Raw genomic sequence first — 22595 nt, forward strand, 5'->3', positions numbered from 1 at the left:
GGCGGCGTCCTACGCCCGCTCGGCGAGCTCGGTCAGTCGGGCGACCGTCGCGTCGATCTCCTCGTCGGTCGTGCGCGGGTTGATCGTGCACAGCCGCAGGACCGGGCGCCCGCGCAGGACCGTGGAGGTCGGCACCGCGTAGCCGTCGGCGACCGCGCGCGCCGCGATGTCGACCGCGCCGGCGCGCTCGTGGGCGAAGGTCACGACCGCGAGCTGCGCGGGCGTGACGATCTCCCAGCCGGGCGTCGCGCGCAGCGCCGCTTCCGCGCGCTCGGCCAGCGCGATGCCGCGGGCGACCGCGTCCCGGATCGCGTCCACGCCGAACGCCTTGATGGTCAACCACAGCTTCAGCGCCCGGGTGGCCCGGGTCAGCTGCGGGCCGCGGTCGCGGAAGTTCACCTCGCCGGTCGTGTCGCGCAGGTACTCGGGCTCCATGGCGAAGGCGGCGGCGAGCGCGCCGGGCTCGCGGACGAGCAGCGCGCCGACCTCGTACGGGGCGAACAGCCACTTGTGCGGGTCGGCGGCGAGGGAGTCCGCGCGCTCCATCCCGTCCAGCAGCGCCCGGCCCTGCTCGGTCAGCGCCGCCGGGGCACCGTACGCGCCGTCGACGTGCAGCCAGAGGCCTTCCGCGGCGGCGAGGTCGGCGAGCGCGGCCAGCGGGTCGACCGTGCCCGTGTTCGTCGTGCCCGCCGTGGCGATCAGGCAGAACGGCCGCAGGCCGGCGGACCGGTCGGCGGCGATGGCCCCCGCCACGGCGCCCGGCACCAGCCGGAACCCGCTACCGGTGGGCAGCAGGCGGACGCGGTCCGGCGCGAAGCCGAGGATGCGCAGCGCCCGGGTGATCGAGGCGTGCGTCTGGTCGGAGCAGTAGACGACGGCGTCCGGGTCGTGGCCGCCGAGCCGCGCCGCCCGCGCCGCCGCGAGCGCGGTGAGGCTGGACGCGGACCCGCCGCTGAGCAGGATCCCCTCGGTGCCGGCCGGCATCCCCAGCATCTCGGCGAGCCAGTCGAGCACCACGAGCTCGAGCACCGTCGGGCCCGTGCTGCCCACCCAGGACGTGGCGATCGCGTTCATCCCGCTCGCCAGCGCGTCGCCGAGCATGCCGACCGGGCTGCTCGGGCTCGGGACGCGCGCGAAGAAGCGGGGGTGGTCGCCGTGCTGCATGTTGCGCAGCACGACGCCGGCGGCCAGGTCGAGCGCCTCGTCGAGGTCGCCCGGCGCCTCGGGCAGCGGCTCGCGCAGCCGCGCCTCGAGGGCGGCCCGCTCGCCGACGACGACCGGCGGCAGGTCGCGCAGGCCGGCGAGGTGGTCGACGACCATGTCGACGACGCGGTAGCCGAGCCGCCGCACCTCCTCCGGCGGGAGGCTGAGCGGCTCGTCGTGGTCGGGGGCCATGACGCGGCGGATGTTGGCAGACCCCGGCACGCCGGCTGCGACGCGTCCGGGGCCGCCGGCGGCGAAGATGGTGGGAAGACCCCATTCCGCGGTGGCGGTCCGACGGCCAGGATGGACCCATGGTCAACCGTCTTCGTGATGGCGGCGCCGCGCATCGCGGCGCCGTCGCCGCTTCCGCAGGTCCCGTCCCGGTCGTCGCCGCCGGCCGTCCCGTGCTCACGGCGCGCGGGGCGGAGATCCTGGCCGCCGAGGTCGAGAGGCTGCGTGACCTCAAGGGCGAGGAGTTCCGCGCCCGCCGCCGCGACGCGCTGTCCGTGTCGGCCGCCGACGAGGACGCCCAGTTGGCGATCGGCGAGGACGAGGCCGTCATCGACGCCCGGATCGCCAACCTCGCGCAGCTGCTGCACCAGGCGGAGATCGTCGACCACGACGTCCGCGGCGAGGACATCGTCAACCTCGGGTCGCGGGTGCTCCTGGAGGATCTCACGACCGGAGCGGTGGTGGAGTACGAGATGGTCGCGTGGCACGACGGCGCGACCGCGGGCACGGTGTCCGCGGCCTCCCCGGTCGGGCAGGCGATCCTCGGCCGCGGCGTCGGCGACGAGCTGACCATCGGCCTGCCGGGCGGGCGGCAGCGCTCGCTGCGGATCGCCGGGCTCGACGACGTCGCGTCGCTGCACGCCTGACGGCGTGCGATGACGTCGCTGCACGTCTGACGGCGTGCGACGACGTCGCGTCGCTGCACGTCTGACGGCGTGGGCGTGGGCGTGATCTCGACCACGCTCACGATCACCGAGATCGGCCGGCGGCTGGGGGTCTCGCGGTGGGCGGCGTACCGGCGTCCCAGCGTCCTCGTGCGCCACGGCTTCGTGGGCCGGCGCTGAGCGTCACGGCCGGCGATCTGCATAGGACGCCCCATGGTCCCGGGGCGCCGTCGCACGGACGATGGTGGCATGGATCCTGCGCGCCGGCCCGTTGGCGACCGCCAGCGCCTCTGGCGCGCGGCGGCGCTTCTGGCGCTCGTCGTCGGCGTGGCAGCGCTGTACCTGCCGGACGGCGGTCGCGCGAAGCAGCCGGCGCCGACGTTCGCCGACTTCCTCGAGCAGCGCGACCGACGTGCGCTGCGTGAGGCGACGGTCCGCACGCGCGACCACACGGTGGACGTCACCCCCAAGGAAGGGCCGTCGTATGCCGTGGGCTTCCCGGCGGCCTATGGGCAGGAGCTGATCGAGGGGCTCGAAGCGCACGGCGTGCCGTTCACCGTGAAGGGCAGCGGCCGCAGCACGTGGGAGGTCCTGGCGCCGTGGGCGCTGCTCCTCGCGGTCGTCGTCGCGATCGCCGTGCTGCTCGGGCGCCGCATGCGGGCCGGCGGGGGCGGCGCGGCAGCCAGGCGCATGCGCAAGGCGCCGGCGCGGCAACTCGACCCGCGCTCGCCGAAGATCACGTTTCGTGATGTGGCGGGCGCCGATGAGGCGGTCGAGGAGCTGCACGAGATCAAGGAGTTCTTGGAGAACCCGAAGAAGTTTCAGGCGTTGGGGGCGCGGATCCCGAAGGGTGTGTTGTTGTATGGGCCTCCGGGGACGGGCAAGACGTTGTTGGCGCGGGCGGTGGCGGGTGAGGCGGGGGTGCCGTTCTTCTCGATCTCGGGCTCGGATTTCGTGGAGATGTTCGTGGGGGTGGGTGCGTCGCGGGTGCGGGATCTGTTTGAGCAGGCCAAGCAGAACTCGCCGTGCATCATCTTCATGGATGAGATCGATGCGGTCGGTCGCCATCGTGGTGCCGGTTTGGGTGGCGGCCACGACGAGCGTGAGCAGACGCTCAACCAGCTGCTGGTCGAGATGGACGGCTTCACGATGACCGACAACATCATCCTGATCGCCGCGACGAACCGGCCGGACATCCTCGACCCGGCGCTGCTGCGTCCGGGGCGGTTTGATCGCCAGATCGTGGTCGATCGTCCGGATCGCAAGGGCCGTTCGAAGATTCTGGAGGTCCATACGCGCGGCAAGCCGTTGGCCAAGGAGATCAACGTCGATGCGCTGGCCGGTCAGACGCCGGGGTTCACGGGGGCGGACCTGGCGAACCTGGTCAATGAGGCGGCGTTGTTGTCGGCGCGGAACGGCAAGCGGGAGATCACCCAGGTTGAGCTCGAAGAGGGGATCATGCGGGTGATCGCGGGGCCGGAGAAGAAGACGCGGGTGATGAGCGAGAAGGAGCGGCTGATCACGGCGTATCACGAGATGGGCCATGCGATCGTCGGTCACGTGCTCGAGTTCGCCGATCCGGTGCACAAGGTGTCGGTCGTCTCGCGTGGTCAGGCGTTGGGGTACACGATCTCGATGCCGCAGGAGGATCGCTTTTTGACGACGCGCGCGGAGTTGCAGGACACGATGGCGATGACGTTGGGGGGTCGCGCGGCGGAGGAGATCGTCTTTGACGAGATCACCACGGGCGCGTCGAACGACCTCGAGAAGGTCACGGCGACGGCCAAGCAGATGGTGATGCGTTTCGGGATGAGCGAGAAGCTCGGCCCGCGCGTGTTCGGTCACGATCATGGCCAGCCGTTCTTGGGGCGCGAGTTCAGCTCGGAGCCGGATTACAGCGACGAGATCGCGCGCGAGATCGACGACGAGATCCGCCGCATCGTGGAATCCGCCCACCAACGCGCCAAGGACATCCTGCTGACCCACCATGCCCTGCTCGACGCGGGCGCGGACGCGCTGCTGGCGCGCGAGTCCCTCGAACGCGACGAGCTCATCGCGCTGTTCGACCACCACGGCCGTCGTTCGGGGTTGACGGTCGTGGCCACGGGCACGACACTCGCATGAGGAGGCGCACGATGCCGGAACCGATCCCGATCCCCACCCCGCCGAAGCAGCCGCCGGGACGGCCGCTGCGACCGACCGTCGACGAGCTGGGCGAGGCGTCGTTCCCCGCCAGCGACCCGCCGCCGTCCTGGATCTGGGAACCACCGCGCACCCCGCCGGGCGCCTGACGCCGATCAGGCGGCGACGTCGTCGGCGAGCGGGCCGCGCACCTCGATGAGGCAGCCCGCCTCGTCGGGGTCCTTCGGCACGAACCCGGTGAGCCTCGTCTTCGGGTCGATCGTGTCGAGCATCCCGCGGGTGATCCCGCGGTGCAGGCCGCACACGACCGGCTGGCGCTCGTGCACGAGATCGCGGTACGGGCAGTTGCGCAGGCAGTAGGTCAGCTCGGCCGGATGGTCCGGGTCGGTCTCGCGCTGCGGCGCGAAGCCCATCGCGGTCAGCGCGGCGTACATGCGCTGATCCGGCGTGCTGCCGGGGTCGGGCGGGGGAAGGCTGCGTCCGATCGTGCGCCCGGCCGCCTCGACGTCGCGCACCTTCAGCCCACCGGCTGCGATGACGTGCAGGAGGAAGCGGCCGATGTCGGCGTAGCCGGTCGGCGGGTCGCCGCCGGGCAGCGCGTCCGGGCTGATCGCCCAGCGGTCCCGCGGCCGGCCGCGCGGCCGCCGCTCCCGCTCGCGGTCGAGCAGGCCCGCGGCGTGCAGCGCCTCGAGATGCAGCCGGACGCCGTTGGGGTGCAGGCCGAGCGCGCGGGCGAGCTCGTCGGTGCCTGCGGGGCGGCGCAGCTCGCCGAGCAGCGCGAACAGGCGCGCCCGAGTCGGCTGGGACAGCGCGTCCCCCGGTGGCGTGCGGATGTCCACGGGCCCAGAAGATTGCACAGCTGCAGTGTGCAATCAAGAAGTGAGTGTGATTTTCCTAAGGCAATTGTGAGAAGCTGGTGCAGCGGCGATCGCACCGGTGCTCGCCGTCCCATTCGAAAGGAGCCCCGATGACCGCGATCAGTCCCTCGAGCACCCTGGCCGAGCTGGTCATCGCCCGTCCCGCTCGCACGCGTCTCTTCGAGCAGCTGCGGCTGGACTACTGCTGCGGCGGGTCGCGCACGCTGGCCGAGGCCTGCGCGCAGCGCGAGCTCGATCCGAGCACGGTCGCGACGCTGATCGCGGCGCTCGACGCGGAGCCCGGCGACCGCGACGACGCCCACGACGTCACGCGGGCGTCGGTCGGCGATCTCTGCGACCACATCGTCGCGGCCCACCACGGCGCCCTGCGCCGCGATCTGCCGCTGATCTCCGACCTCGTTGCGACCGTGGTGCGCGTCCACGGCGTCCAGCGGCCGGAGCTGCGCGACCTGCAGCGGGTGTTCACGACGATGCGCGTGAGCCTCGAGCAGCACATGGTGGTGGAGGAGGAGACGCTGTTCCCGGCCTGCCGTGCGACGGCGGCCGGTGTCCTGCGGGGAGTCGACGAGGAGCTGCTGGGCCAGCACGAGGCCGACCATGACGAGGTGGGCGAGTCGCTCGTCGCGCTGCGCGAGCTGTCGGGCGGCTACAGCGCCAAGCGCGCGCTGTGCGGCACGCACCGCGCGCTGCTGGAGTCACTGCGCGAGCTGGAGCTCGACCTGCACCAGCACGTGCACGAGGAGAACAACATCCTGTTCCCGCGGGTGCGCGCCGCCGCCGTGCGCTGACGGTCGCCCCGGCCGGTCAGAGCCGCAGGCGGGCGGAGCCGATCGTCCGCGCCGCCAGGGCGAGCGCGCGGGCGGCGACGACGAGCGCGGCGCCGGCGAGCGCGATCCGCGCCCCGTCGGCGAGCGTCGCGAGCCCGGCCGCCCGCGCCACGGCCAGGACGAGCACCGCGCCGGCTGCCAGCGCGGTCAGCGCCCGGTCGCGCCCGGGCGTGGGCGCCGGCATCGCCAGCGCGAGATTGCGCACCCGGTGCAGCACGGCGAGGAGGTGCAGCAGCGCGCCGGCGACCGTCATGCCGATCCAGCCCGCCACGAGCAGGGTCGCGAGGACCGAGCGGGCGCTGCCCGGCAGGGGCGCCTGGAACCCGTCGGCGGCGCCGACGGCGAGGGCGGTCAGCAGTCCCCCGACGAGGAACGCCTGGCCGGTTCCGACCAGCCGGGCCGGGAGGCTGAGGCCCGACGGCGCGGCGCGCAGGCAGCCGAGGACGTTCGCCGCGAGCAGGCCGGCGCCCAGCACCAGCGCGATCCACCCCGCCCCGAGCAGCGCGCGCGAGTCGACGGCCGCCCCCGCGGCCAGGAGCGCCACGCCCGCCAGCCAGGCCGTGAACGTCGGGCCCTGCAGGCGGGGGTGCGGCAGGCGGGTCTGGGTGAGAGACGGATAGAAGGTGTGCAGGGTGCCCACGATGGAGGTGCCCAGCCATCCCGCGAGGTTGAGCGCGAGGTGCGCGCCGAGCAGGCTGCCGTGCGGCCACGCCGTGCCCCGCGCCATCGCGATCCCCACCAACGCGCCGAGCCCCAGGCAGCCGGCGCAGGCGTAGTACCAGCGGACGGCCCACCGCGCCCGTTGCAGCGAGCGTCGCTCGAGCCGCCAGAGGGACGCCGCGAACAGCCCGAGGGTCGCGGCGATCGCAAGGCCCCCCGCGTCGGTGAGCGCCGTGATCCGCGCCGGGACGCCCACGGCCACCAGCAGCGTTCCCGCGATCCAGCCCGCGAGCTGCGCCCGCACGAGCCGCCGTGCGGGCGGGTCGGTGGCCAGGAACGCGGTCGCGAAGAACTGGGCCGCGCCCAGCACGAGCAACGAGACGCCGCCCAGGAAGGCGAGGTGCACGGCCAGCCAGTGGCCCCACCACGGCAGGGTGCCGGCGACGTCCAGCGCCGCCGTCGCACCGGCCGCCACCAGGAAGACGATGCCGGCCAGGAAGAACGCGCCGAGCAGGTCGGTGGGGCGCAGCGCTCCCGGGGCGAGCGGTCGCGGCCGGTGACGGCAGCGGCGTGGCGTCGGGGGTGAGGCGGGGGGCGGGGGCGGAGGCGGGCTCGGCATGACCGCAGGGAGTTTTTCACAGCCGGGATTGGAAATGTCGTCTGCCGATGCTAGTTTTCCCAATCACCGTGGATAAACGGTCCCGTCCCGAACCGACTCCCCCCGCCGCCGCCGCGCGTCCCGCTGCCACACCCCCGGCGCCGGTGCGGGCGGAGTCGGTCAGGCGTGGCGGGCGGCGGGCGGTCGTGCTCGTCGCCGCGCTGGTCCTGGTCCTCCTGGCCGCCGGCCCCGCGGAGGCCGGGACGCTGCTTCCCGAGCGCGGAGGCTCGCCCAACGCGGACCGGATCGCCTCGCTCTACACCGTCGTGCTCGTCCTCGCCGGCCTCGTCTTCGCCGGCGTGACGTGCGCGCTCGCCTTCGCGCTGTGGCGCTACCGCGAGCGGCGCAACCCGGTCGCCGCGCAGATCCACGGCAACACGCGCCTGGAGATCGCCTGGACGCTCGCGGCCACCGCGCTGATCGTCTTCATCGCCGCCTTCTCGCTGAGCAAGCTCGGCGCCATCGAGAACGCCGACACCGCCGCGGCGAGTCCCGCCGCCGTCGCCGCGGGGGTCGTCGCACCCGGCGACGGCCAGGCGCTGCACATCGAGGTCGTCGGCCGGCAGTACGTCTGGATGTACCGCTACCCCGGCGGCGCGTACTCCTACGGCGAGATGGTCGCCCCGACCGGGGTGACCGTGAAGCTCGACATCGTCTCCGTCGACGTCGCGCACTCGTGGTGGATCCCCAAGCTCGGCGGCAAGTTCGACGCGATCCCCGGCTACGTCAGCCACACGTGGTTCCGCATCTCGCGCCCCGGCCTCTATCGCGGGCAGTGCGCCGAGCTGTGCGGGCGCAACCACGCCAACATGCTCGCCCAGGTCCGCGCGGTCGCGCCCGAGGAGTACGCCGCGTGGACGCGGCGCCAGAAGCGCCTGATCGCCGAGGCCGAGGCGGCCCGCAACCGCGACGCGCCGAGCTTCGCGTCGCACGGAGCCGGCTGATGGCGGTCATCGAGCGCCCGGCCACGCGCGCGCTGCCGGCCGGCCCGCCGCAGATCGCCGCCACCCGCCTCGAGCGCCCGCGCCGTGCGCGCTGGGTCGACTGGGTCTCGACGACCGACCACAAGCGCATCGGGATCCTCTACCTGACCACCGCGTTCGCGTTCTTCATGGTCGGCGGCGTCGAGGCGCTGCTCATGCGCACGCAGCTCGCGGTGCCGTCGAACACGCTGCTCGCGCCGCAGACCTACAACCAGATCCTCACGATGCACGGGACGACGATGGTCTTCCTCGTCGTCATGCCGCTGTGGGCGGGCTTCGCCAACTACGTCGTGCCGCTGCAGATCGGCGCGCGCGACATGGCGTTCCCGCGCCTGAACGCCCTGTCGTACTGGCTGTATCTCGCGGGCGGCATCGTCTTCTACGCGACGCTGTTCTTCTCGCCGCCGGAGGCCGGGTGGACCGCCTACACGCCGCTGTCGACCGGTCCGTACATCCCGGGCAACGGCACCGACGCCTGGATCTTCCTCATCCATCTCACCGGGACCAGCTCGATCCTCGGCTCGATCAACGTCACGGTGACGATCGCGAACATGCGCACGCGGGGGATGGGATGGGGCCGCGTGCCGCTGTTCTGCTGGTCGCTCGTGGCCCAGGCGATCATGGTGATGCTCACCCTGCCGGTCGTCGCGGGGGCGGTGACGATGATGCTCACCGACCGCCACTTCGGCAGCTGCTTCTTCGAGCCCTCGTGCGGCGGGTCGGCGATGCTCTACCAGCACCTCTTCTGGTTCTTCGGCCACCCCGAGGTCTACATCATGATCCTGCCGGCCTTCGGCGTGATCTCGGAGGTCCTGCCGGTCTTCGCGCGCAAGCCGATCTTCGGCTACAAGGCGATCGCCGCGTCGAGCGTCGGCATCGCGTTCCTGTCGATGCTCGTGTGGGCGCACCACATGTTCGCCACGCCGATGGCGACCGTGGTCCTGGCGTTCTTCATGCTCTCGTCGATGCTGATCGCCATCCCCACGGGGGTGAAGATCCTCAACTGGGTGGCGACGCTGTTCCGCGGCTCGATCCACTTCGCCACGCCGCTGTACTTCGCCGCCGGCTTCCTGGTGCTGTTCACCCTCGGCGGGATCACGGGGGTGATCATCGCGATCTTCCCCATCGACCGGCAGGTGCACGACACCTACTTCATCGTCGCCCACTTCCACTTCGTGCTCGTCGCCGGTGCGGTGTCGGGGGTCATGGCCGCGCTGTACTACTGGTTCCCGAAGATCACGGGCCGCCGGCTCTCCGAGCCGCTGGGCAAGCTCTCGTTCTGGCTCCAGTTCGTCGGGTTCGTCGGCACGTTCCTCATCCAGCACTCGCTCGGCCTGTCGGGGATGCCCCGCCGCATCTACACGTACGGCGAGAGCACCGGCTGGGGCACCGGCAACCTGATCTCGACCTGTGGTGCGTTCGTCCTCGGCGTCGGCGTCGTGGTGACCGTCGTCAACGTGCTGTGGAGCCTGCGACATGGACGGCGCGTCGGCCCGGACCCGTGGCGCGCGAACACGCTCGAGTGGCTGACGCTGTCGCCGCCGCCGCCGCACAACTTCGACGTCCAGCCGGTCGTGCGCTCCGTCGAGCCGATGCGCGACATCCGCCGCCGGGTCGCCGAGCAGACCGCGGGCGGGGGGGAGCGATGAGCCGGGAGGTCATGCTCGCGCTCGGCCTGCACCTCGTCGCGATCGCCGCGGGCGCGGGGCTGCTCCTGCTCGCGCTGCGCTCCGGGACGATCGAGGGTCGTGACGAGGACGGTGGCGGGGGCGCGCCGCCTCCGCCTGCTGCGCCGCCCGGCGGGCCGCCGCTCGACGGCGCCACCCGGCCCGCCCGCGTGCGGCTGCGCCAGCCGGCGCGGGCGTCCGACCTGCGGCCGGGCCGCCCGCGCCGGCCCTCGCACCCGCCCATGCCCGATCCCACCGTCCCGCGCCGAGCACCCGCCCCAATGGAGTCGCCATGACCTACGTCATCAACGAGCCGTGCATCGCCACCAAGGACACCTCGTGCGTCGAGGTGTGCCCCGTCGACTGCATCCATCCCGCGCCCGACGAACCGGGATTCGAGGAGCACGACCAGCTCTACATCGATCCCGAGGAGTGCATCGACTGCGACGCGTGCGTCGAGGCCTGCCCGGTCGACGCGATCACGCCCGAGGACATGGTGCCGCCGGAGTGGCAGCGGTTCATCGCGATCAACGCCGGCTACTACCAGCGGACGCGCGGCTGACCGGTCCGCCGCGCACGCGGGCTGTGCGCATCGGACCCCATGGACAGCGTGCCCCCGGCAGGCGACCATGGGTCGCGCCGATGCACCCCGTCGCACCAGATGAGTCGCCGCCGCCGCGGTTCGCCGAGCTGCGCGCCCACTCGATGCTCTGGGGCGTGGTGCTGGTCAACGTCGCGGTGCTCGCGGTCGGCGCCGTCCTGCTGATCGTCACGCCCGTGCGCATCACGCCGAAGATCGCCGCGGCGGAGGCGGCGATCGTCATCGGCGGGTTCCTCACGATGGCGGCGGTCAGCCTCGTGCTCCTGCGCGGCGTGCTGGCGCCGCTGCGCCGGCTGGCGGCGGTCATGCGCGACGTCGATCCGCGCGACCCGGGGCGCCGGCTGGACGTGCGCCATGCCCGCTACGCGGAGGTCATCGCCGTCACGCGCGCGTTCAACGCGATGCTCGACCGCCTCGAGGACGAGCGGCGCGAGAGCAGCCGCCGCGTGCTCGAAGCGCAGGAGGCCGAGCGCGTGCGGATCGCGCGCGAGCTGCACGACGACATCGGGCAGACGCTGACCGCCACGGCGATCGAGGCCGAGCGGGCCGCCGGCGCGGGCGCCGATGAACGGTCGGAGTCGCTGCGCCGTGCGGCCACGTCGGTGCGCGAGAGCCTGGACGATGTGCGCCGGATCGCGCGCGAGCTGCGCCCCGAGGCGCTCGACGACCTCGGGCTGGTCAACGCGCTCATCTCGCTCTGCCGGCGCGTGGAGGCCCAGAGCGGCGTGCGGGTGCGCATCGAGGCCGCCGGGTCGCTGCCGAAGCTGTCGCCGGAGATCGAGCTCGTCGTCTACCGGGTCGCGCAGGAGAGCCTGACGAACGTGATCCGGCACGCCGGCGCCCGCCACGCGGTGCTTGCGCTGGACGCGGACGCGGCGGGCGTGACCCTGACCGTCCGCGACGACGGCGCCGGTCCGGGCGCGGCGGGCGACGGCGCCCCGGGCACCGGGGTCACCGGCATGCGCGAGCGGGCGATGCTCGTCGGAGGCAGGCTGACGCTCGGATCGGCTCCCGGCGGAGGGACCGAGGTGGCGCTGCGCATCCCGGCCGGCCTCACGGCTCGACCAGACCCCGCCGGATCGCATACCGGGTGAGCTCGACGCGATTGCGCATGCCCAGCTTCTCGAGGATGTTCGCCCGATGACGATCGACGGTCTTCTTGCTGATGACGAGCATCGCGGCGATCTCCTCGCTCGTGTGGCCCTCGGCGATCAGCTTGAGGATCTGCAGCTCGCGGGGGGTCAGCGGATCGGTCGGCGTCGCGTCGCCGCGCCGCGCCCGTTCGAGGTAGTCGCGGATCAGCGCGGTCGCCGCCGACGGATAGAGGAACGGCTCGCCGCGCATCGTCGCCCGGCACGCCTCCACGAACTCGGCGTTGGCCGCGGTCTTGAGGACGTAGCCCGACGCGCCCGCCTTGAGGGCCTCGAAGAAGTACTGCTCGTTGTCGTGCATCGAGAGCATCAGGAGCCTCAGCTCGGGGCGCCGCTGGGACAGCTCGCGGGCCGCCTGCAGCCCGGTCAACCGCGGCATGGAGACGTCAAGCACCGCGAGGTGGATGTCCGCCGACAGGCCGAGCTCGACCGCCTCAGCACCGTCTGATGCCTCGAGGACGACCTCGAGATCGGGCTCGGCGTCGAGCACGAGCCGCAGCCCGGCCCGCACGACGGCGTGGTCGTCGGCGAGCAGGATGCGGGTCTTCAGCGGAACGGCCACGGGTCAAGTATGAGCCGCGCGCCAGAGCGCTTGGAACAGAGGGCCCAGCGTGCTAATTTACACAGTGTTCATGTATTAAAGCGGCCCGAAAGCGAGGCGGTCGCGATGCAGAGCCGGAAGCACCTCCGGGGGCGAGCCGAACGCGCCCGGCACGTGGTCGTCGCCGGCGGCGGGATCGCTGGTCTGGAGACGGTGCTCGCCCTGCGCCGCCTGGCCGGTGACCACGTCCGCCTGACGCTGGTGACGCGGGCGGCGCTGATGGTGGAGCGACCAGCGGCCGTCGCCGAGCCCTTTCCGCGCGCCATCGCCTTCAACTCCAACCACGACGTCCGCGCGTTCGCTCACGACCAGGGCGTGGACCTGGTGTTCGACCGGCTCGTCGAGGTCCATGGGCCCGGCCGGACCGTGCTGCTGGCCAGCGGCAGGCGACCGTCCTTCGATGCGCTCGTGATCGCCACCGGCGCCGGCCTGCGCAACGCCCTGCCGGGAGCGACGACCTTCCGTGGCCGCACCGACGTCATCGCGATGCGGGGGATCCTCGACGACCTGCGCTCCGGCCGCGCGCACTCGATCGCCTTCGTGCTGCCCGGCATGTCGAGCTGGCCGCTGCCCCTCTACGAGCTCGCGCTGATGACCGGTGCAGAGCTGTCCGCCGACCGCATCGAGGGCGTTGCGATCACAGTGGTCACCCCGGAGCCCGAGCCACTGGCGATCTTCGGGCCGGCGGCTCGCATCGCTCTCGAGCCGCTGCTGGCGGAACGCGCGGTGACCGTCAGGACCGGCGCGCTCGCGGCCGGCGTGGAGCCGGGCCGGGTGATCCTCGACGACGGCGAGTGGGTCGCCGCCGATCGAGTCCTGGCGCTCGCCGCCCCGAGCCCGCGCGCGCCGATCGGGGTTCCGACGGATGATGGGTTCGTGCCGGTCGACGAATACGGGCGCGTGGTCGGGCTGGACGGCGTGTACGCCGCGGGTGACGTCACCGCGCGGCCGCTGAAGCAGGGCGGCCTGGCGGCCCAGCAGGGCGACGCGGTCGCCCAGGCCATCGCCGCGGAGATGGGCGTTCTCGAGCAGCCACGTCCATACCGGCCGGTCATCCGCGGTCTGCTGCTCGTCGGCGGACCTCCGCTGTACCTGCGCGCCGCGCTGCGCGAGCACGACGCCACGACGCTCGAGCCGCTGCCGGGGGCGTCGCGCGCTTCGCGGGAGGCGTTGTGGTGGCCGCCCGCCAAGGTCGCCGCCGGGTACCTTGCGCCGTACTTCTCCACCGCTTCCCCGCACTCGGCGAAGCTCCACGATCGTCCCGGTCGGCCGACCGGGACTCGGTGGCAACGGCCATGGCCTGTCGCGAGGTGAGGCCGCCGGCGTCGGGGCGGGGCGCGGCGCGGGACGGCTACGTCCCGATCGCCGACTATGCGGCCATCGGTGACGGGCGGACCGTCGCGCTCGTCGCGCGCGACGGGTCGGTGGACTGGCTCTGCCTCCCGGACCTCGATTCGCCCAGCGTGTTCGCTGCGCTGCTCGACGCCGACCGCGGCGGGCGCTTCGAGCTGTGTCCCGACGTCGCCGCGGACGTCCAGCGCCGCTACGTGCCGGACACCAACGTGCTGGAGACGACGTTCACGAGCGCGCTGGGGATCGCGCGCGTGACCGATGCCATGACGCTGTCAGGTTCGGGGCTCGGGCCGACGCGCGAGCTGGTCCGGCGAATCGAGGGTGTCGCCGGATGCGTTCCGATGCGCTGGCGCGTCGCCCCGGCCTTCGGCTATGGGCACATCCGGCCGAGGATCGAGTACCGCGGGCCCGTCCCCGTGGCGGTCGGCGGCGCCGGCGCGCTTGCCGTCTGCTCGTGGGACGCGGGCCGACCCGAGGTGGACGGCTCCGCGATCTCGGGGCGCTTCGAGATGCGTGGGGGCGACTCGGCGTGCATCGCGCTGTGCGCGGCGTACCAGGAGCCGCTGGTCTTTCCGCGCCGCGACGACGTCGAACGACGATTGGACGCGGCCGCGGCCTACTGGCGCGAGTGGGCGGCGCAAAGGACGTACGACGGGCCCTGGCGCGACGCGGTGATCCGCAGCGCGCTCACGCTCAAGCTCCTGTTCCATGCGCCGTCCGGCGCGATCGCCGCCGCCGCCACGGCCTCGCTGCCCGAGGAGATCGGTGGGGAGCGCAACTGGGACTATCGCCTGTGCTGGATCCGCGACTCGGCGTTCACGCTCGAGGCCCTCATGCGTCTGGGCTGCCCGAGCGAGGCCGAGGCGTTCTTCTGGTGGCTGCTGCACGCGTCGCAGCTCTCGCGCCCGAAGCTCCGGGTCCTCTACCGCCTCGACGGCGGCGAGCGGGCACCCGAGCGCGTGCTTGCCCTGAACGGCTACCGGGGCTCACGGCCCGTCCGCGTCGGCAACGATGCCGCCGGCCAGACCCAGCTCGACATCTATGGCTGTCTGCTGCAGACCGCGGCGATCTACACCGAGGCCGGCGGTCGCCTGGACCGCGAGGCCGGGCGGCGGCTGGCCGGGGTCGCCGATCTCGTTGCGCGCATCTGGCGTGAGCCGGACTCGGGCATCTGGGAGGTGCGCAGCGCGCCCCGGCACTTCACCCATTCCAAGATGATGTGCTGGGTCGCGCTCGATCGTGCCATTCGCCTGGCCGCGGCGGGCCATCTGGAGTCGAAACACGTGGCGCTGTGGCGGGGCGAGGCGGATGCCATCGCCCACTTCGTCGAGGCCCACTGCTGGTCTGCGCGCCTGGGCAGCTACACGCGGGACGCCGGCGGCGAAGGCCTCGACGCCAGCCTCCTGCTCGGGATCCTGCTCGGCTACCGCGGGCCGGATCCCCGCCGGATGGACGCCACGCTTGAGGCGGTGCGCCGCGAGCTTGGACACGGCGCTCTCCTGTACCGCTACAGCGGGGACGACGGGCTGGGCGGCACCGAGGGAGCGTTTCTGTGCTGCTCGTTCTGGCTCGTCGACGCGCTCGCCACCATGGGTCGCCATGACGAGGCCACGGAGCTGATGGCCGAGCTGATCGACCGTGCCAACGACGTCGGCCTGTACGCCGAGGAGATCGACCCCCACAGCGGCGAGCTGCTGGGCAACGTCCCGCAGGGACTCGTGCACCTCGCGCTCATCAACGCCGCCGTGTCCATCACGGCTTCGGGCGACCGATGAGCGTCTGGGGCGCGCTGGCCGGCGGCTTCGTCGGGACCCTCGTGCTGACGACGACGCTGCGCGCGGCCAACGAGGCCGGCCTGACCCGCGTGGACCTGCCGTTCCTGCTCGGCACCGCCGTGACGCTCGATCGCGCTCGCGCCAAGGCACTCGGCTACGTCCTGCACCTCGCGGCCGGGGAGGGCTTCGCGCTCGTCTACTACGCGATCTTCGCCGCCATCGGCACAGACGGATGGCTGCTCGGGGCGCTCATGGGCCTGTTGCACGGCATCGTCTCGACGACGGCGTTGGTGAACGTCCTGCTCCCGGTCGTCCACCCCCACATGGGCAGCACGCTCAGCAGCGCCGACCGCAGTCCGCTGCTCGAGCCGCCGGGCTTCCTCATGCGCAACTACGGCCACGGCACCCCGGCGGTCACGTTGCTGGCCCACGTCGCCTACGGCGCGATCGTCGGAGGCTTCGCCGGGATGGCCGGGTGACCGTAAGACATGCGGTCGCCATGACGCGAAGAGAACACATCGACCCCTTGGAGATGCCATGACCAGCGCCCAGACGTTCGTGATCATCGGCGCCGGCCTGGCCGGCGCCAAGGCCGCCGAGGCGTTGCGCGAGGAGGGCTTCGACGGGCGCGTCGTGTTGCTCGGCGCCGAGGACGAGCGCCCGTACGAGCGTCCGCCGCTGTCGAAGGAGTACCTGCGCGGCGAGGCTCAACGCGAGAAGATCTTCGTCCACCCGGAGGGCTTCTACGTCGAGCACGACGTCGAGCTGCGCACGTCCGCGGCGGTGCGCGGCATCGACGCGGCCACCCGCGAGGTCGTGCTGGACGGCGACCAGCGGCTGCCCTACGACCGCGCGCTGCTGGCGACGGGCGCTCAGCCGCACCGGCTCAAGATCCCCGGCGCCGACCTCGACGAGGTCTACGAACTGCGCACGGTCGCCGACTGCGACCGGTTGCGTGAGCGGCTGTCGCAGGGCGGCCGGCTCGTCGTCATCGGTGCCGGATGGATCGGCGCCGAGGTGGCCGCCTCGGCCCGGACGCTGGGGCTGGACGTGACGGTCATCGACCCGGCGGCGGTGCCGCTGGAGCGCGTGCTCGGTACGCAGGTCGGCGGGATCTACCGCGACATCCATGCCGATCACGGCGTCCGCCTGATGCTCGGGACCGGGGTGGAGGCGTTCGAGGGCTCCGATCGCGTCGAGCGCGTCCGCACGACCGACGGCCGCGTCGTCGACGCCGATCTCGTGGTCGTCGGCGTGGGGGTCGCTCCGCGGACGGAGCTGGCGCGGGCCGCCGGCGCCGCCGTCGACAACGGGGTGCTCGTGGACGATCGGCTGCGCACCAGCCTGCCCGACGTGTTCGCCGCGGGCGACATCGCCAACGCTCGGCATCCGCTGTTCGAGCGGCTGCGCGTCGAGCACTGGTCCAACGCCCTGCATCAGGGTCCCGCCGCGGCGCGCAACATGCTCGGCCTGGACCGGCCGTACGATCGGCTGCCCTACTTCTTCTCCGACCAGTACGACGTCGGCATGGAGTACACCGGCTACGCCGCCGACTGGGACGAGATCGTCTTTCGCGGCGACCCGGCGACCCGCGAGTTCATCGTGTTCTGGCTGGCCGAGGGCCGGGTCCTGGCGGGCATGAACGTCAACGTGTGGGACGTCACCGAGCCCATCGGGGCCCTCATCCGCTCGCGCTCCGTCGTCGACGTGCGCCGGCTCGCCGACCCGGACGTTCCCCTCGCCGAGCTGGTCGACGGCGTCGCTGCCTGAGTCCGCGCGACGACCTCAGCGTTCTGCCTCGCGATTCGCCGGGAGCCCGAGCCGCAGGACCTCGGCGAGCACGACCGCATCGTTGTGCTCGGTGTCGCGGGCGGAGTAGACGAGCGTGACCGTGCCGTCCCGGGCCCGTCGTCGCAGCGCGCTCAGAAGCTGACGCCGGTCACGCAGCTCGTCGATGTACCGCCGGCGGAACTCCGCGAAGCGGGCGGGGTCGTGCCCGAACCACCGCCGGAGATCAGCCGTCGGGGCGAGCTCCGGCTCCCAGCGATCGAGCTTGGCCCGCTCGCGCGACACCCCTCGCGGCCACAGCCGGTCGATCAGCACGCGATAGCCGTCGGTCGCGGAGGGGTCGTCGTACACCCGCTTGACGCGGAGATCCACGATGCGGCGTTCCCGTCAGGCGGGGACCACGCGCATGTAGGGCAGCGGCTGCTGCCAGCCATCGGGGTAGCGCTCGCGCGCCTGCTCGTCGCTGACCGAGCCGGCGATGATCGCGTCGTCGCCCGGCTGCCACTGCGCGGGAGTCGTCAGCTGGTGGTCGGCGGTGAGCTGCAGCGAGTCGATGACGCGCAGGATCTCGTCGAAGTTGCGGCCGGTGCTCATCGGATACACGAGGACGAGCTTGATCTGCTTGTCGGGCCCGATGACGAAGACGTTGCGCAGCGTGGCGTTCTGGGCGGGCGTGCGGGCCGTGGGATCGCCGGCCACGTCGGCCGGCAGCATGCCGTAGGCCTTCGCCACGGCGTGGTCGGTGTCGGCGATCATCGGATAGTTCGGGGCGACGCCCTGCACCTGCTCGATGTCCTGGGCCCAGCGGACGTGGTTGTCGACCGGGTCGACGGACAGGCCGATGATCTTCGTGTCGCGCCGGTCGAACTCCGGCTTGATCGCGGCCATGTAGCCGAGCTCGGTCGTGCACACCGGCGTGAAGTCGCGGGGGTGTGAGAACAGCACCGCCCAGCTGTCGCCGATCCAGTCGTGGAAGGAGATCTCGCCCTCGGTGGTCTGGGCGGTGAAGTCGGGCGCGAGATCGCCGATCGTGAGAGACACGGTGGGGCTCCGATGGTTCGTCCGGATCTTCATGTGAAAGCTGATCCGGTTTCATTTGTATCGTCTCACGATATCGCCGGACGATGCAACCGGGATCTCGAAACGACACGGAGCAGCCCGATGAACTGCCAACGCATCAAGCATCGAGGGCGTGCTCGAGCGCGCCGACGGCGAGCTGGTCGCGGCGATGGATGAGAGGCTTGCCGCCATGCCTCGCCCCGATGGTGATCACCCGGCGGTCGGCGCCGTCCCGCCGGCGGCCGTCGACGACGCGGCGTACGAGCACCTCGCGTCGCTGCGCGCCGGGATCCGCCGCTACCTGGCGTGGGCCGAGCAGCGCGCCCGCGAGCAGGGGATGACCCCCGCGCAGGTCCAGCTCGCCCTCGCGATCCGCGCCTACGCCGACCCGGCCGGCCCGACGCTCACCGAGCTGGCCGACACGCTCCTGCTGCGCCACCACAGCGTGGTCGGACTCGTCGACCGCGCCGAGGGCGCGGGGCTCGTGCGGCGCGAGCGCGATGCCGAGTACGCCAGCCGGGTGCACGTCGTGCTCACCGCGGTGGGCGAGCGGCGGCTCGCCGCCCTGTCGGGCCTGCACCTCGAGTGGCTGGCCGAGCACGGCCCGCAGATCGGCGACGTGTGGCGCTCGTTCGGTCCCGGGATGGGGGTCTGACCCCATAGGCAGGGGCGTCCGCGCGGTCGAAGATCGGCAGCATGCCGACGCTCCTCATCCGCTGCTCGCTGCACGCGTCCCTGTCGCACGAGGCGTTCGGCGACTGGGTGCGCGAGCGGCGTGACGAGCTGCTCGAGGCGTCGTGCGTCGAGGACCTCCGCGCCGCGCCGCTCGACGAGACGTCGTGGGTGCTGAGCCTCGACGTCGCGCAGACGTCGGACGCCGCCATGGCGGAGGTCGACATGCTCGTGGGCGATCTGCGGCTCCTCGGGCTCGAGCCGGCCGTGTACGCGCGGGGCGACGCCCGCGTCGGCGTCGGCCACGGCTGATCGGGGCGCAGCGATCAGCTCGATGGCATGCGGACCGATCTGAGCGGCCTGCCGTTCGTGTCGAAGTCCGCGCGGGATCGGCCAGGTGTTCGAGAGCTGGGCTGGGACAGCACTAGGCGGGGAGCAGTGCGTCGGGATCGGCGGCCTCGACGCCGACCGCGTCGGCGACGGGGGCGTAGGTGACCTGTCCGGCGTAGACGTTGAGACCGGCGAGGAAGCCGGGGTCGTCGTGCAGCGCGGCCAGGCCGTGGTCGGCGAGACGGACCAGGTAGGGCATCGTGGCGTTCGTCAGCGCGTAGGTGCTGGTGATCGGCACCGCGCCGGGCATGTTGGCCACGCAATAGTGGGTGATCCCGTCGACCTCATAGGTCGGCTCGGAATGCGTCGTCGGCCGCGACGTCTCAAAACAGCCGCCCTGATCGATCGACACATCGACCAACACCGCGTTGCGCTTCATCAACCGCAACTGATCGCGAGTGATCACCCGCGGCGCCCGGGCCCCATGGATCAGCACCGCCCCGATCACCAGATCGACCTCGGGCAGACGCTCCTCGATCTCCAACGTCGACGCAAAACACGTCGAACACCGCCCATTCAAGAGCACCTCAAGCTCCCGCAACCGATCGATCGACCGGTCATACACATAGGTCTCCGCGCCCATCCCGATCGCGATCTCCGCCGCGTTCTGACCCACCACCCCACCACCGATGACCATCACCTTCCCGGCCGCCACCCCCGGCACCCCACCCAACAACAACCCCCGCCCCCCCAACGGCTTCTCGAGCATGAACGCCCCCGCCTGCGTCGCGATCTTGCCCGCCACCTCACTCATCGGCGCCAACAACGGCAACCGCCCCCGCCCATCCTCCACCGTCTCATAGGCAATACACGTCGCCCCCGACCCCATCAACCCCCGCGTCAACCCCGCATCCGCCGCCAGATGCAAATACGTAAACACCGTCTGATCAGCCCGCAACATCGCCACCTCACCCGCCGACGGCTCCTTGACCTTCACAATCAGATCCGCCTGCGCAAACACCCCCGCCGCATCCCCCACCATCCGCGCACCCTGCTCCACAAACGCACCATCCGCGATCGCCGACCCCACCCCCGCCCCCGCCTGCACCACCACCTCATGACCATGGCCGATCAGCTCTCGCACGCCGGCGGGGGTGGCCCCGACGCGGTACTCGTCGGTCTTGATCTCGCTGGGAACGCCGATGACGGTCATGGGCGCAGCGTCTCCGCGAATCGTGCCTTGTGTCATCTTTCTTGGCGATCGCCTGTGAAAGCGCTTGAGCTGGACGAGATCGACCGAGAGATCATCGGCGAGCTGGTCCGAAACGGACGTGCCACGTACACCTACCTCGGGCAGCTGACGGGTCTGACGCCGCATGCGGTCGCGCCGCGTGTGCGCCGGCTGGTGGAGGGCGGTGTCATCACGGGGTTCACGGCGACCGTCGACTTCAGTGCGCTCGGGCGCGGTCTGGAAGCCCTCGTCGATCTCCGGCTGAGCTCCACCGCCGACCCGGATGCGTTCGAGGCGCAGGCGGCTCAGCTGCCGTCGGTCCGCGAGCTCACGTTCCTCACCGGGCGCTTCGACTACCAGGTGCGCCTCTCGTGCGCTGACGCCGACGACCTGGACCACACCGTTCGCGCGTTGCGCCGGGCCGGAGCGACCGTGACCGAGACGCGCATCGTCATGCGCACGCGGATGCCGCGTCGCGGCGCCTCCGCCGCCTGAGTCGCCGGCGCCGCCGCGCTCGAGAGGTCTCCCTCGCCGCCGATGACCGGCGGGATCGGCCGCGTGCGACAGACGGTTTCCTGCGCGACTCGCTCGTCATGTCGAGGATCGTCTTGACTTCGCCGCGATTGGTCGCTTATCGTGTGATGAACGCATAATCAGCGTCAAAAACTTTTCTGCTCGCATCCGGTCCGGCGCTGACGCGTCGGCGCCGTAGGTCCGGGCAGGGACGAGGAGAGGAAGGGGTCAAACCATGCGTAGACGGCTTGTCCGCCGACGGCGAATGGCCGTGATCGGGGGCATCGTCGCGCTCGCGGCGGTCTCCGCGGGATGCGGGAGCAGCGGCAGCGACACCACGGCGGGCAGCGCCGCGACCGCGGCGTCCACCGCGCCGTCCGGGACCACCACCACCGCAGCCACGAGCGGGAGCGGCAAGGCGGCCCTGGCATCGAATTGCGGGCCCATCTCGACCCAGGCCCCGGCCGACCCGGACGGGATGCTCGGAGCCTTCGACGCCGGCGTGAAGGAGCAGTTCGGCGGCTACCCCGAGACGGTCCACAAGAGCGTCTGGACGGACTGGAAGCCGAGCCATGCCGCGCCCTACAAGGTCGGCGTGCTCTGGGCTCAGCTGTCCAACCCCGTGCAGAGCGAAGGGTTCAAGCAGGCGCAGGCGGCCGCGAAGGCGGTTCCCGGTGTCGAGGAGGTCGTCCCGCTCGTCACCAGCTCGGGCAAGCTGACCGATCAGATCCAGCAGTACAACTCCCTGGTCCGCCAGAAGGTCGACGTGATCATCCTGCAGCCGCTGTCGCCCGGTGCGTTCGCGCAGCCGATCGCGGCGGCCGCAAAGGCCGGCATCCCGACCATCACGATCGCCGGCGGCGCGGTTGACTCCGCGAACGCGATCAACCTGAACCAGAACTTCTACCGCGACTCCCAGGTGATGGCATCGCGTCTGGTCAACAACATGGGCGGGAAGGGCAACGTCCTCATCGTCCGCGGAGTGCCGGGCTTCTCCCAGGACACGATCTCCGGCCGCGCCTACGAGGACATGCTCAAGAGCTGCAGTGACGTCACCGTCGCGGGCAAGGTCGTCGGGATGTACACCCCTTCGGTCGCCAAGGCCGAGGTGCTGAAGTTCCTCGCCACCCACCCCGGCAAGATCGACGGTGTCGCGCAGGCCGGCACGATGGCACCTGGGATCATCGAGGCCTTCGAGCAGGCCGGGCGGCCGGTGCCGCCGGTCATGGAGCCGCTCCCGGCCGGAGGCACGCTCGTCTACTGGAAGGACCATCTGCCCGACTACCACGGGCTGGCGGTCGGCTATCCGCAGACGACGCCGATCATCCAGGACACCCTGGCGCGGATGTTCGACGGCAACGGGCCGAAGATCAGCGAGATCCTCATCCCCACCGTCGGCGTGGACGACGGGAACCTCGATCAGTTCATCAAGCCGGGATGGACCGACAAGACCGAAGACGTCGCGGTCGTGCCGGATGCCCTGGTGCCGAAGTCGTCCTCCTTCGATGCCTACTTCGCCAACGGCGATCAGGGCGTCGCGGCGGGGCAGTAGCGGAGGCGACGAGGCATGACGAGCCACCCCGGTCGCGGGACGGTCTGCGACCGGG

At 72.0% G+C, this 22595-nt stretch carries 25 protein-coding genes; 18 read left to right on the forward strand and 7 right to left on the reverse strand.

Annotated features, from left to right (window positions below; all coding sequences use genetic code 11):
- Positions 1-9: 9 nt before the first annotated feature.
- Positions 10-1395, reverse strand: a complete 1386-nt coding sequence (locus tag DSM104329_RS04310) for a pyridoxal phosphate-dependent decarboxylase family protein (RefSeq protein ID WP_259314163.1) — start codon at positions 1393-1395, stop codon at positions 10-12.
- Between the two features lie 119 nt (positions 1396-1514).
- Between DSM104329_RS04310 and DSM104329_RS04315 the strand changes: the two genes are divergently transcribed.
- The 4 genes from DSM104329_RS04315 (at position 1515) to DSM104329_RS04330 (ending at position 4390) form a co-directional block, all read left to right on the forward strand.
- On the forward strand, positions 1515-2081 hold the full coding sequence (locus tag DSM104329_RS04315) for a GreA/GreB family elongation factor (RefSeq protein WP_259314164.1): 567 nt from the start codon (positions 1515-1517) through the stop codon (positions 2079-2081).
- Between the two features lie 69 nt (positions 2082-2150).
- The gene (locus tag DSM104329_RS04320; RefSeq protein WP_259314165.1) at positions 2151-2279 is read left to right on the forward strand and encodes a helix-turn-helix domain-containing protein; all 129 of its coding nucleotides are present in this window, start codon (positions 2151-2153) and stop codon (positions 2277-2279) included.
- Positions 2280-2348: 69 nt separating this feature from the next.
- Positions 2349-4223: an ATP-dependent zinc metalloprotease FtsH gene (ftsH, locus tag DSM104329_RS04325; protein WP_259314166.1), complete on the forward strand. Its 1875-nt coding sequence runs from the start codon at positions 2349-2351 to the stop codon at positions 4221-4223.
- 11 nt (positions 4224-4234) lie between these two features.
- Positions 4235-4390, forward strand: coding sequence for a hypothetical protein (locus tag DSM104329_RS04330; protein WP_259314167.1), 156 nt, complete (start codon positions 4235-4237; stop codon positions 4388-4390).
- Between the two features lie 6 nt (positions 4391-4396).
- On the opposite strand, the gene DSM104329_RS04335 is transcribed toward DSM104329_RS04330, so the two are convergent.
- Complete coding sequence (locus tag DSM104329_RS04335) at positions 4397-5080, reverse strand: helix-turn-helix transcriptional regulator (protein WP_259314168.1); 684 nt, start codon at positions 5078-5080, stop codon at positions 4397-4399.
- Positions 5081-5208: 128 nt separating this feature from the next.
- Between DSM104329_RS04335 and DSM104329_RS04340 the strand changes: the two genes are divergently transcribed.
- Positions 5209-5907, forward strand: coding sequence for a DUF542 domain-containing protein (locus DSM104329_RS04340; protein WP_259314169.1), 699 nt, complete (start codon positions 5209-5211; stop codon positions 5905-5907).
- Positions 5908-5923: 16 nt separating this feature from the next.
- On the opposite strand, the gene DSM104329_RS04345 is transcribed toward DSM104329_RS04340, so the two are convergent.
- Positions 5924-7225 (reverse strand): hypothetical protein, encoded by a 1302-nt coding sequence (locus DSM104329_RS04345; protein WP_259314170.1) that lies wholly within the window; start codon positions 7223-7225, stop codon positions 5924-5926.
- 143 nt (positions 7226-7368) lie between these two features.
- Between DSM104329_RS04345 and coxB the strand changes: the two genes are divergently transcribed.
- The 5 genes from coxB to DSM104329_RS04370 all read left to right on the forward strand — a co-directional run bounded on the left by coxB (position 7369) and on the right by DSM104329_RS04370 (position 11609).
- Positions 7369-8208: a cytochrome c oxidase subunit II gene (coxB, locus tag DSM104329_RS04350; RefSeq protein WP_259314171.1), complete on the forward strand. Its 840-nt coding sequence runs from the start codon at positions 7369-7371 to the stop codon at positions 8206-8208.
- On the forward strand, positions 8208-9896 hold the full coding sequence (gene ctaD, locus DSM104329_RS04355) for a cytochrome c oxidase subunit I (protein WP_259314172.1): 1689 nt from the start codon (positions 8208-8210) through the stop codon (positions 9894-9896). Before coxB ends, ctaD begins: the two co-directional genes overlap by 1 nt.
- Complete coding sequence (locus DSM104329_RS04360; RefSeq protein WP_259314173.1) at positions 9893-10210, forward strand: hypothetical protein; 318 nt, start codon at positions 9893-9895, stop codon at positions 10208-10210. The genes ctaD and DSM104329_RS04360 overlap by 4 nt, the downstream gene beginning before the upstream one ends.
- Positions 10207-10476, forward strand: coding sequence for a 4Fe-4S dicluster domain-containing protein (locus DSM104329_RS04365; protein ID WP_259314174.1), 270 nt, complete (start codon positions 10207-10209; stop codon positions 10474-10476). Before DSM104329_RS04360 ends, DSM104329_RS04365 begins: the two co-directional genes overlap by 4 nt.
- 80 nt (positions 10477-10556) lie before the next feature.
- Positions 10557-11609, forward strand: a complete 1053-nt coding sequence (locus tag DSM104329_RS04370; RefSeq protein ID WP_259314175.1) for a sensor histidine kinase — start codon at positions 10557-10559, stop codon at positions 11607-11609.
- Here DSM104329_RS04370 and DSM104329_RS04375 read toward each other — a convergent pair.
- On the reverse strand, positions 11569-12228 hold the full coding sequence (locus tag DSM104329_RS04375) for a response regulator (RefSeq protein WP_259314176.1): 660 nt from the start codon (positions 12226-12228) through the stop codon (positions 11569-11571). The two genes, DSM104329_RS04370 and DSM104329_RS04375, sit on opposite strands and share 41 nt — an antisense overlap.
- A 9-nt stretch (positions 12229-12237) precedes the next feature.
- Between DSM104329_RS04375 and DSM104329_RS04380 the strand changes: the two genes are divergently transcribed.
- From DSM104329_RS04380 to DSM104329_RS04395, 4 genes are read left to right on the forward strand one after another with little or no spacing between them, the layout of a single operon-like run.
- Positions 12238-13581, forward strand: a complete 1344-nt coding sequence (locus DSM104329_RS04380; RefSeq protein ID WP_259314177.1) for an NAD(P)/FAD-dependent oxidoreductase — start codon at positions 12238-12240, stop codon at positions 13579-13581.
- Positions 13578-15395, forward strand: coding sequence for a glycoside hydrolase family 15 protein (locus DSM104329_RS04385; protein ID WP_259314178.1), 1818 nt, complete (start codon positions 13578-13580; stop codon positions 15393-15395). The genes DSM104329_RS04380 and DSM104329_RS04385 overlap by 4 nt, the downstream gene beginning before the upstream one ends.
- Positions 15392-15874, forward strand: a complete 483-nt coding sequence (locus DSM104329_RS04390; RefSeq protein WP_259314179.1) for a hypothetical protein — start codon at positions 15392-15394, stop codon at positions 15872-15874. Before DSM104329_RS04385 ends, DSM104329_RS04390 begins: the two co-directional genes overlap by 4 nt.
- A 58-nt stretch (positions 15875-15932) precedes the next feature.
- Positions 15933-17165, forward strand: coding sequence for an NAD(P)/FAD-dependent oxidoreductase (locus tag DSM104329_RS04395; RefSeq protein ID WP_259314180.1), 1233 nt, complete (start codon positions 15933-15935; stop codon positions 17163-17165).
- A 15-nt stretch (positions 17166-17180) separates the two neighbouring features.
- Here DSM104329_RS04395 and DSM104329_RS04400 read toward each other — a convergent pair whose 3' ends face one another.
- Entirely contained in the window at positions 17181-17555 is a 375-nt protein-coding gene (locus tag DSM104329_RS04400) for a DUF488 domain-containing protein (RefSeq protein ID WP_259314181.1), read from the reverse strand.
- Positions 17556-17570: 15 nt separating this feature from the next.
- Positions 17571-18224 (reverse strand): peroxiredoxin, encoded by a 654-nt coding sequence (locus tag DSM104329_RS04405; protein ID WP_259314182.1) that lies wholly within the window; start codon positions 18222-18224, stop codon positions 17571-17573.
- 208 nt (positions 18225-18432) lie between these two features.
- Here DSM104329_RS04405 and DSM104329_RS04410 point away from each other — a divergent pair, with 208 nt between their 5' ends.
- Positions 18433-18897, forward strand: coding sequence for a MarR family winged helix-turn-helix transcriptional regulator (locus DSM104329_RS04410; protein WP_259314183.1), 465 nt, complete (start codon positions 18433-18435; stop codon positions 18895-18897).
- Between the two features lie 41 nt (positions 18898-18938).
- On the forward strand, positions 18939-19226 hold the full coding sequence (locus tag DSM104329_RS04415) for a hypothetical protein (RefSeq protein WP_259314184.1): 288 nt from the start codon (positions 18939-18941) through the stop codon (positions 19224-19226).
- 112 nt (positions 19227-19338) lie between these two features.
- On the opposite strand, the gene ald is transcribed toward DSM104329_RS04415, so the two are convergent.
- Positions 19339-20457, reverse strand: a complete 1119-nt coding sequence (gene ald / locus DSM104329_RS04420; protein ID WP_259314185.1) for an alanine dehydrogenase — start codon at positions 20455-20457, stop codon at positions 19339-19341.
- 54 nt (positions 20458-20511) lie between these two features.
- On the opposite strand from ald, the gene DSM104329_RS04425 reads away from it, so the two are divergent.
- Positions 20512-20970: an Lrp/AsnC family transcriptional regulator gene (locus DSM104329_RS04425; RefSeq protein WP_259314186.1), complete on the forward strand. Its 459-nt coding sequence runs from the start codon at positions 20512-20514 to the stop codon at positions 20968-20970.
- 253 nt (positions 20971-21223) lie between these two features.
- Entirely contained in the window at positions 21224-22540 is a 1317-nt protein-coding gene (locus tag DSM104329_RS04430) for a substrate-binding domain-containing protein (RefSeq protein ID WP_259314187.1), read from the forward strand.
- Positions 22541-22595: the final 55 nt, after the last annotated feature.

Origin of the sequence: Capillimicrobium parvum (assembly GCF_021172045.1) — a bacterium.
Classification (GTDB): domain Bacteria; phylum Actinomycetota; class Thermoleophilia; order Solirubrobacterales; family Solirubrobacteraceae; genus Capillimicrobium; species Capillimicrobium parvum.

Excerpts from the sequence above, each read along its gene's own strand:
- DSM104329_RS04415 (WP_259314184.1), top strand. The coding sequence starts at position 18,939 with ATGCCGACGCTCCTCATCCGCTGCTCGCTGCACGCGTCCCTGTCGCAC.
- ctaD (WP_259314172.1), top strand. The coding sequence starts at position 8,208 with ATGGCGGTCATCGAGCGCCCGGCCACGCGCGCGCTGCCGGCCGGCCCG.
- DSM104329_RS04370 (WP_259314175.1), top strand. The coding sequence starts at position 10,557 with ATGCACCCCGTCGCACCAGATGAGTCGCCGCCGCCGCGGTTCGCCGAG.
- DSM104329_RS04380 (WP_259314177.1), top strand. The coding sequence starts at position 12,238 with ATGAGCCGCGCGCCAGAGCGCTTGGAACAGAGGGCCCAGCGTGCTAAT.
- DSM104329_RS04340 (WP_259314169.1), top strand. The coding sequence starts at position 5,209 with ATGACCGCGATCAGTCCCTCGAGCACCCTGGCCGAGCTGGTCATCGCC.
- DSM104329_RS04345 (WP_259314170.1), bottom strand. The coding sequence starts at position 7,225 with ATGCCGAGCCCGCCTCCGCCCCCGCCCCCCGCCTCACCCCCGACGCCA.
- ald (WP_259314185.1), bottom strand. The coding sequence starts at position 20,457 with ATGACCGTCATCGGCGTTCCCAGCGAGATCAAGACCGACGAGTACCGC.
- DSM104329_RS04310 (WP_259314163.1), bottom strand. The coding sequence starts at position 1,395 with ATGGCCCCCGACCACGACGAGCCGCTCAGCCTCCCGCCGGAGGAGGTG.
- DSM104329_RS04430 (WP_259314187.1), top strand. The coding sequence starts at position 21,224 with ATGCGTAGACGGCTTGTCCGCCGACGGCGAATGGCCGTGATCGGGGGC.
- DSM104329_RS04365 (WP_259314174.1), top strand. The coding sequence starts at position 10,207 with ATGACCTACGTCATCAACGAGCCGTGCATCGCCACCAAGGACACCTCG.
- DSM104329_RS04315 (WP_259314164.1), top strand. The coding sequence starts at position 1,515 with ATGGTCAACCGTCTTCGTGATGGCGGCGCCGCGCATCGCGGCGCCGTC.
- DSM104329_RS04330 (WP_259314167.1), top strand. The coding sequence starts at position 4,235 with ATGCCGGAACCGATCCCGATCCCCACCCCGCCGAAGCAGCCGCCGGGA.
- DSM104329_RS04395 (WP_259314180.1), top strand. The coding sequence starts at position 15,933 with ATGACCAGCGCCCAGACGTTCGTGATCATCGGCGCCGGCCTGGCCGGC.
- DSM104329_RS04410 (WP_259314183.1), top strand. The coding sequence starts at position 18,433 with ATGCCTCGCCCCGATGGTGATCACCCGGCGGTCGGCGCCGTCCCGCCG.
- DSM104329_RS04360 (WP_259314173.1), top strand. The coding sequence starts at position 9,893 with ATGAGCCGGGAGGTCATGCTCGCGCTCGGCCTGCACCTCGTCGCGATC.
- ftsH (WP_259314166.1), top strand. The coding sequence starts at position 2,349 with ATGGATCCTGCGCGCCGGCCCGTTGGCGACCGCCAGCGCCTCTGGCGC.
- DSM104329_RS04390 (WP_259314179.1), top strand. The coding sequence starts at position 15,392 with ATGAGCGTCTGGGGCGCGCTGGCCGGCGGCTTCGTCGGGACCCTCGTG.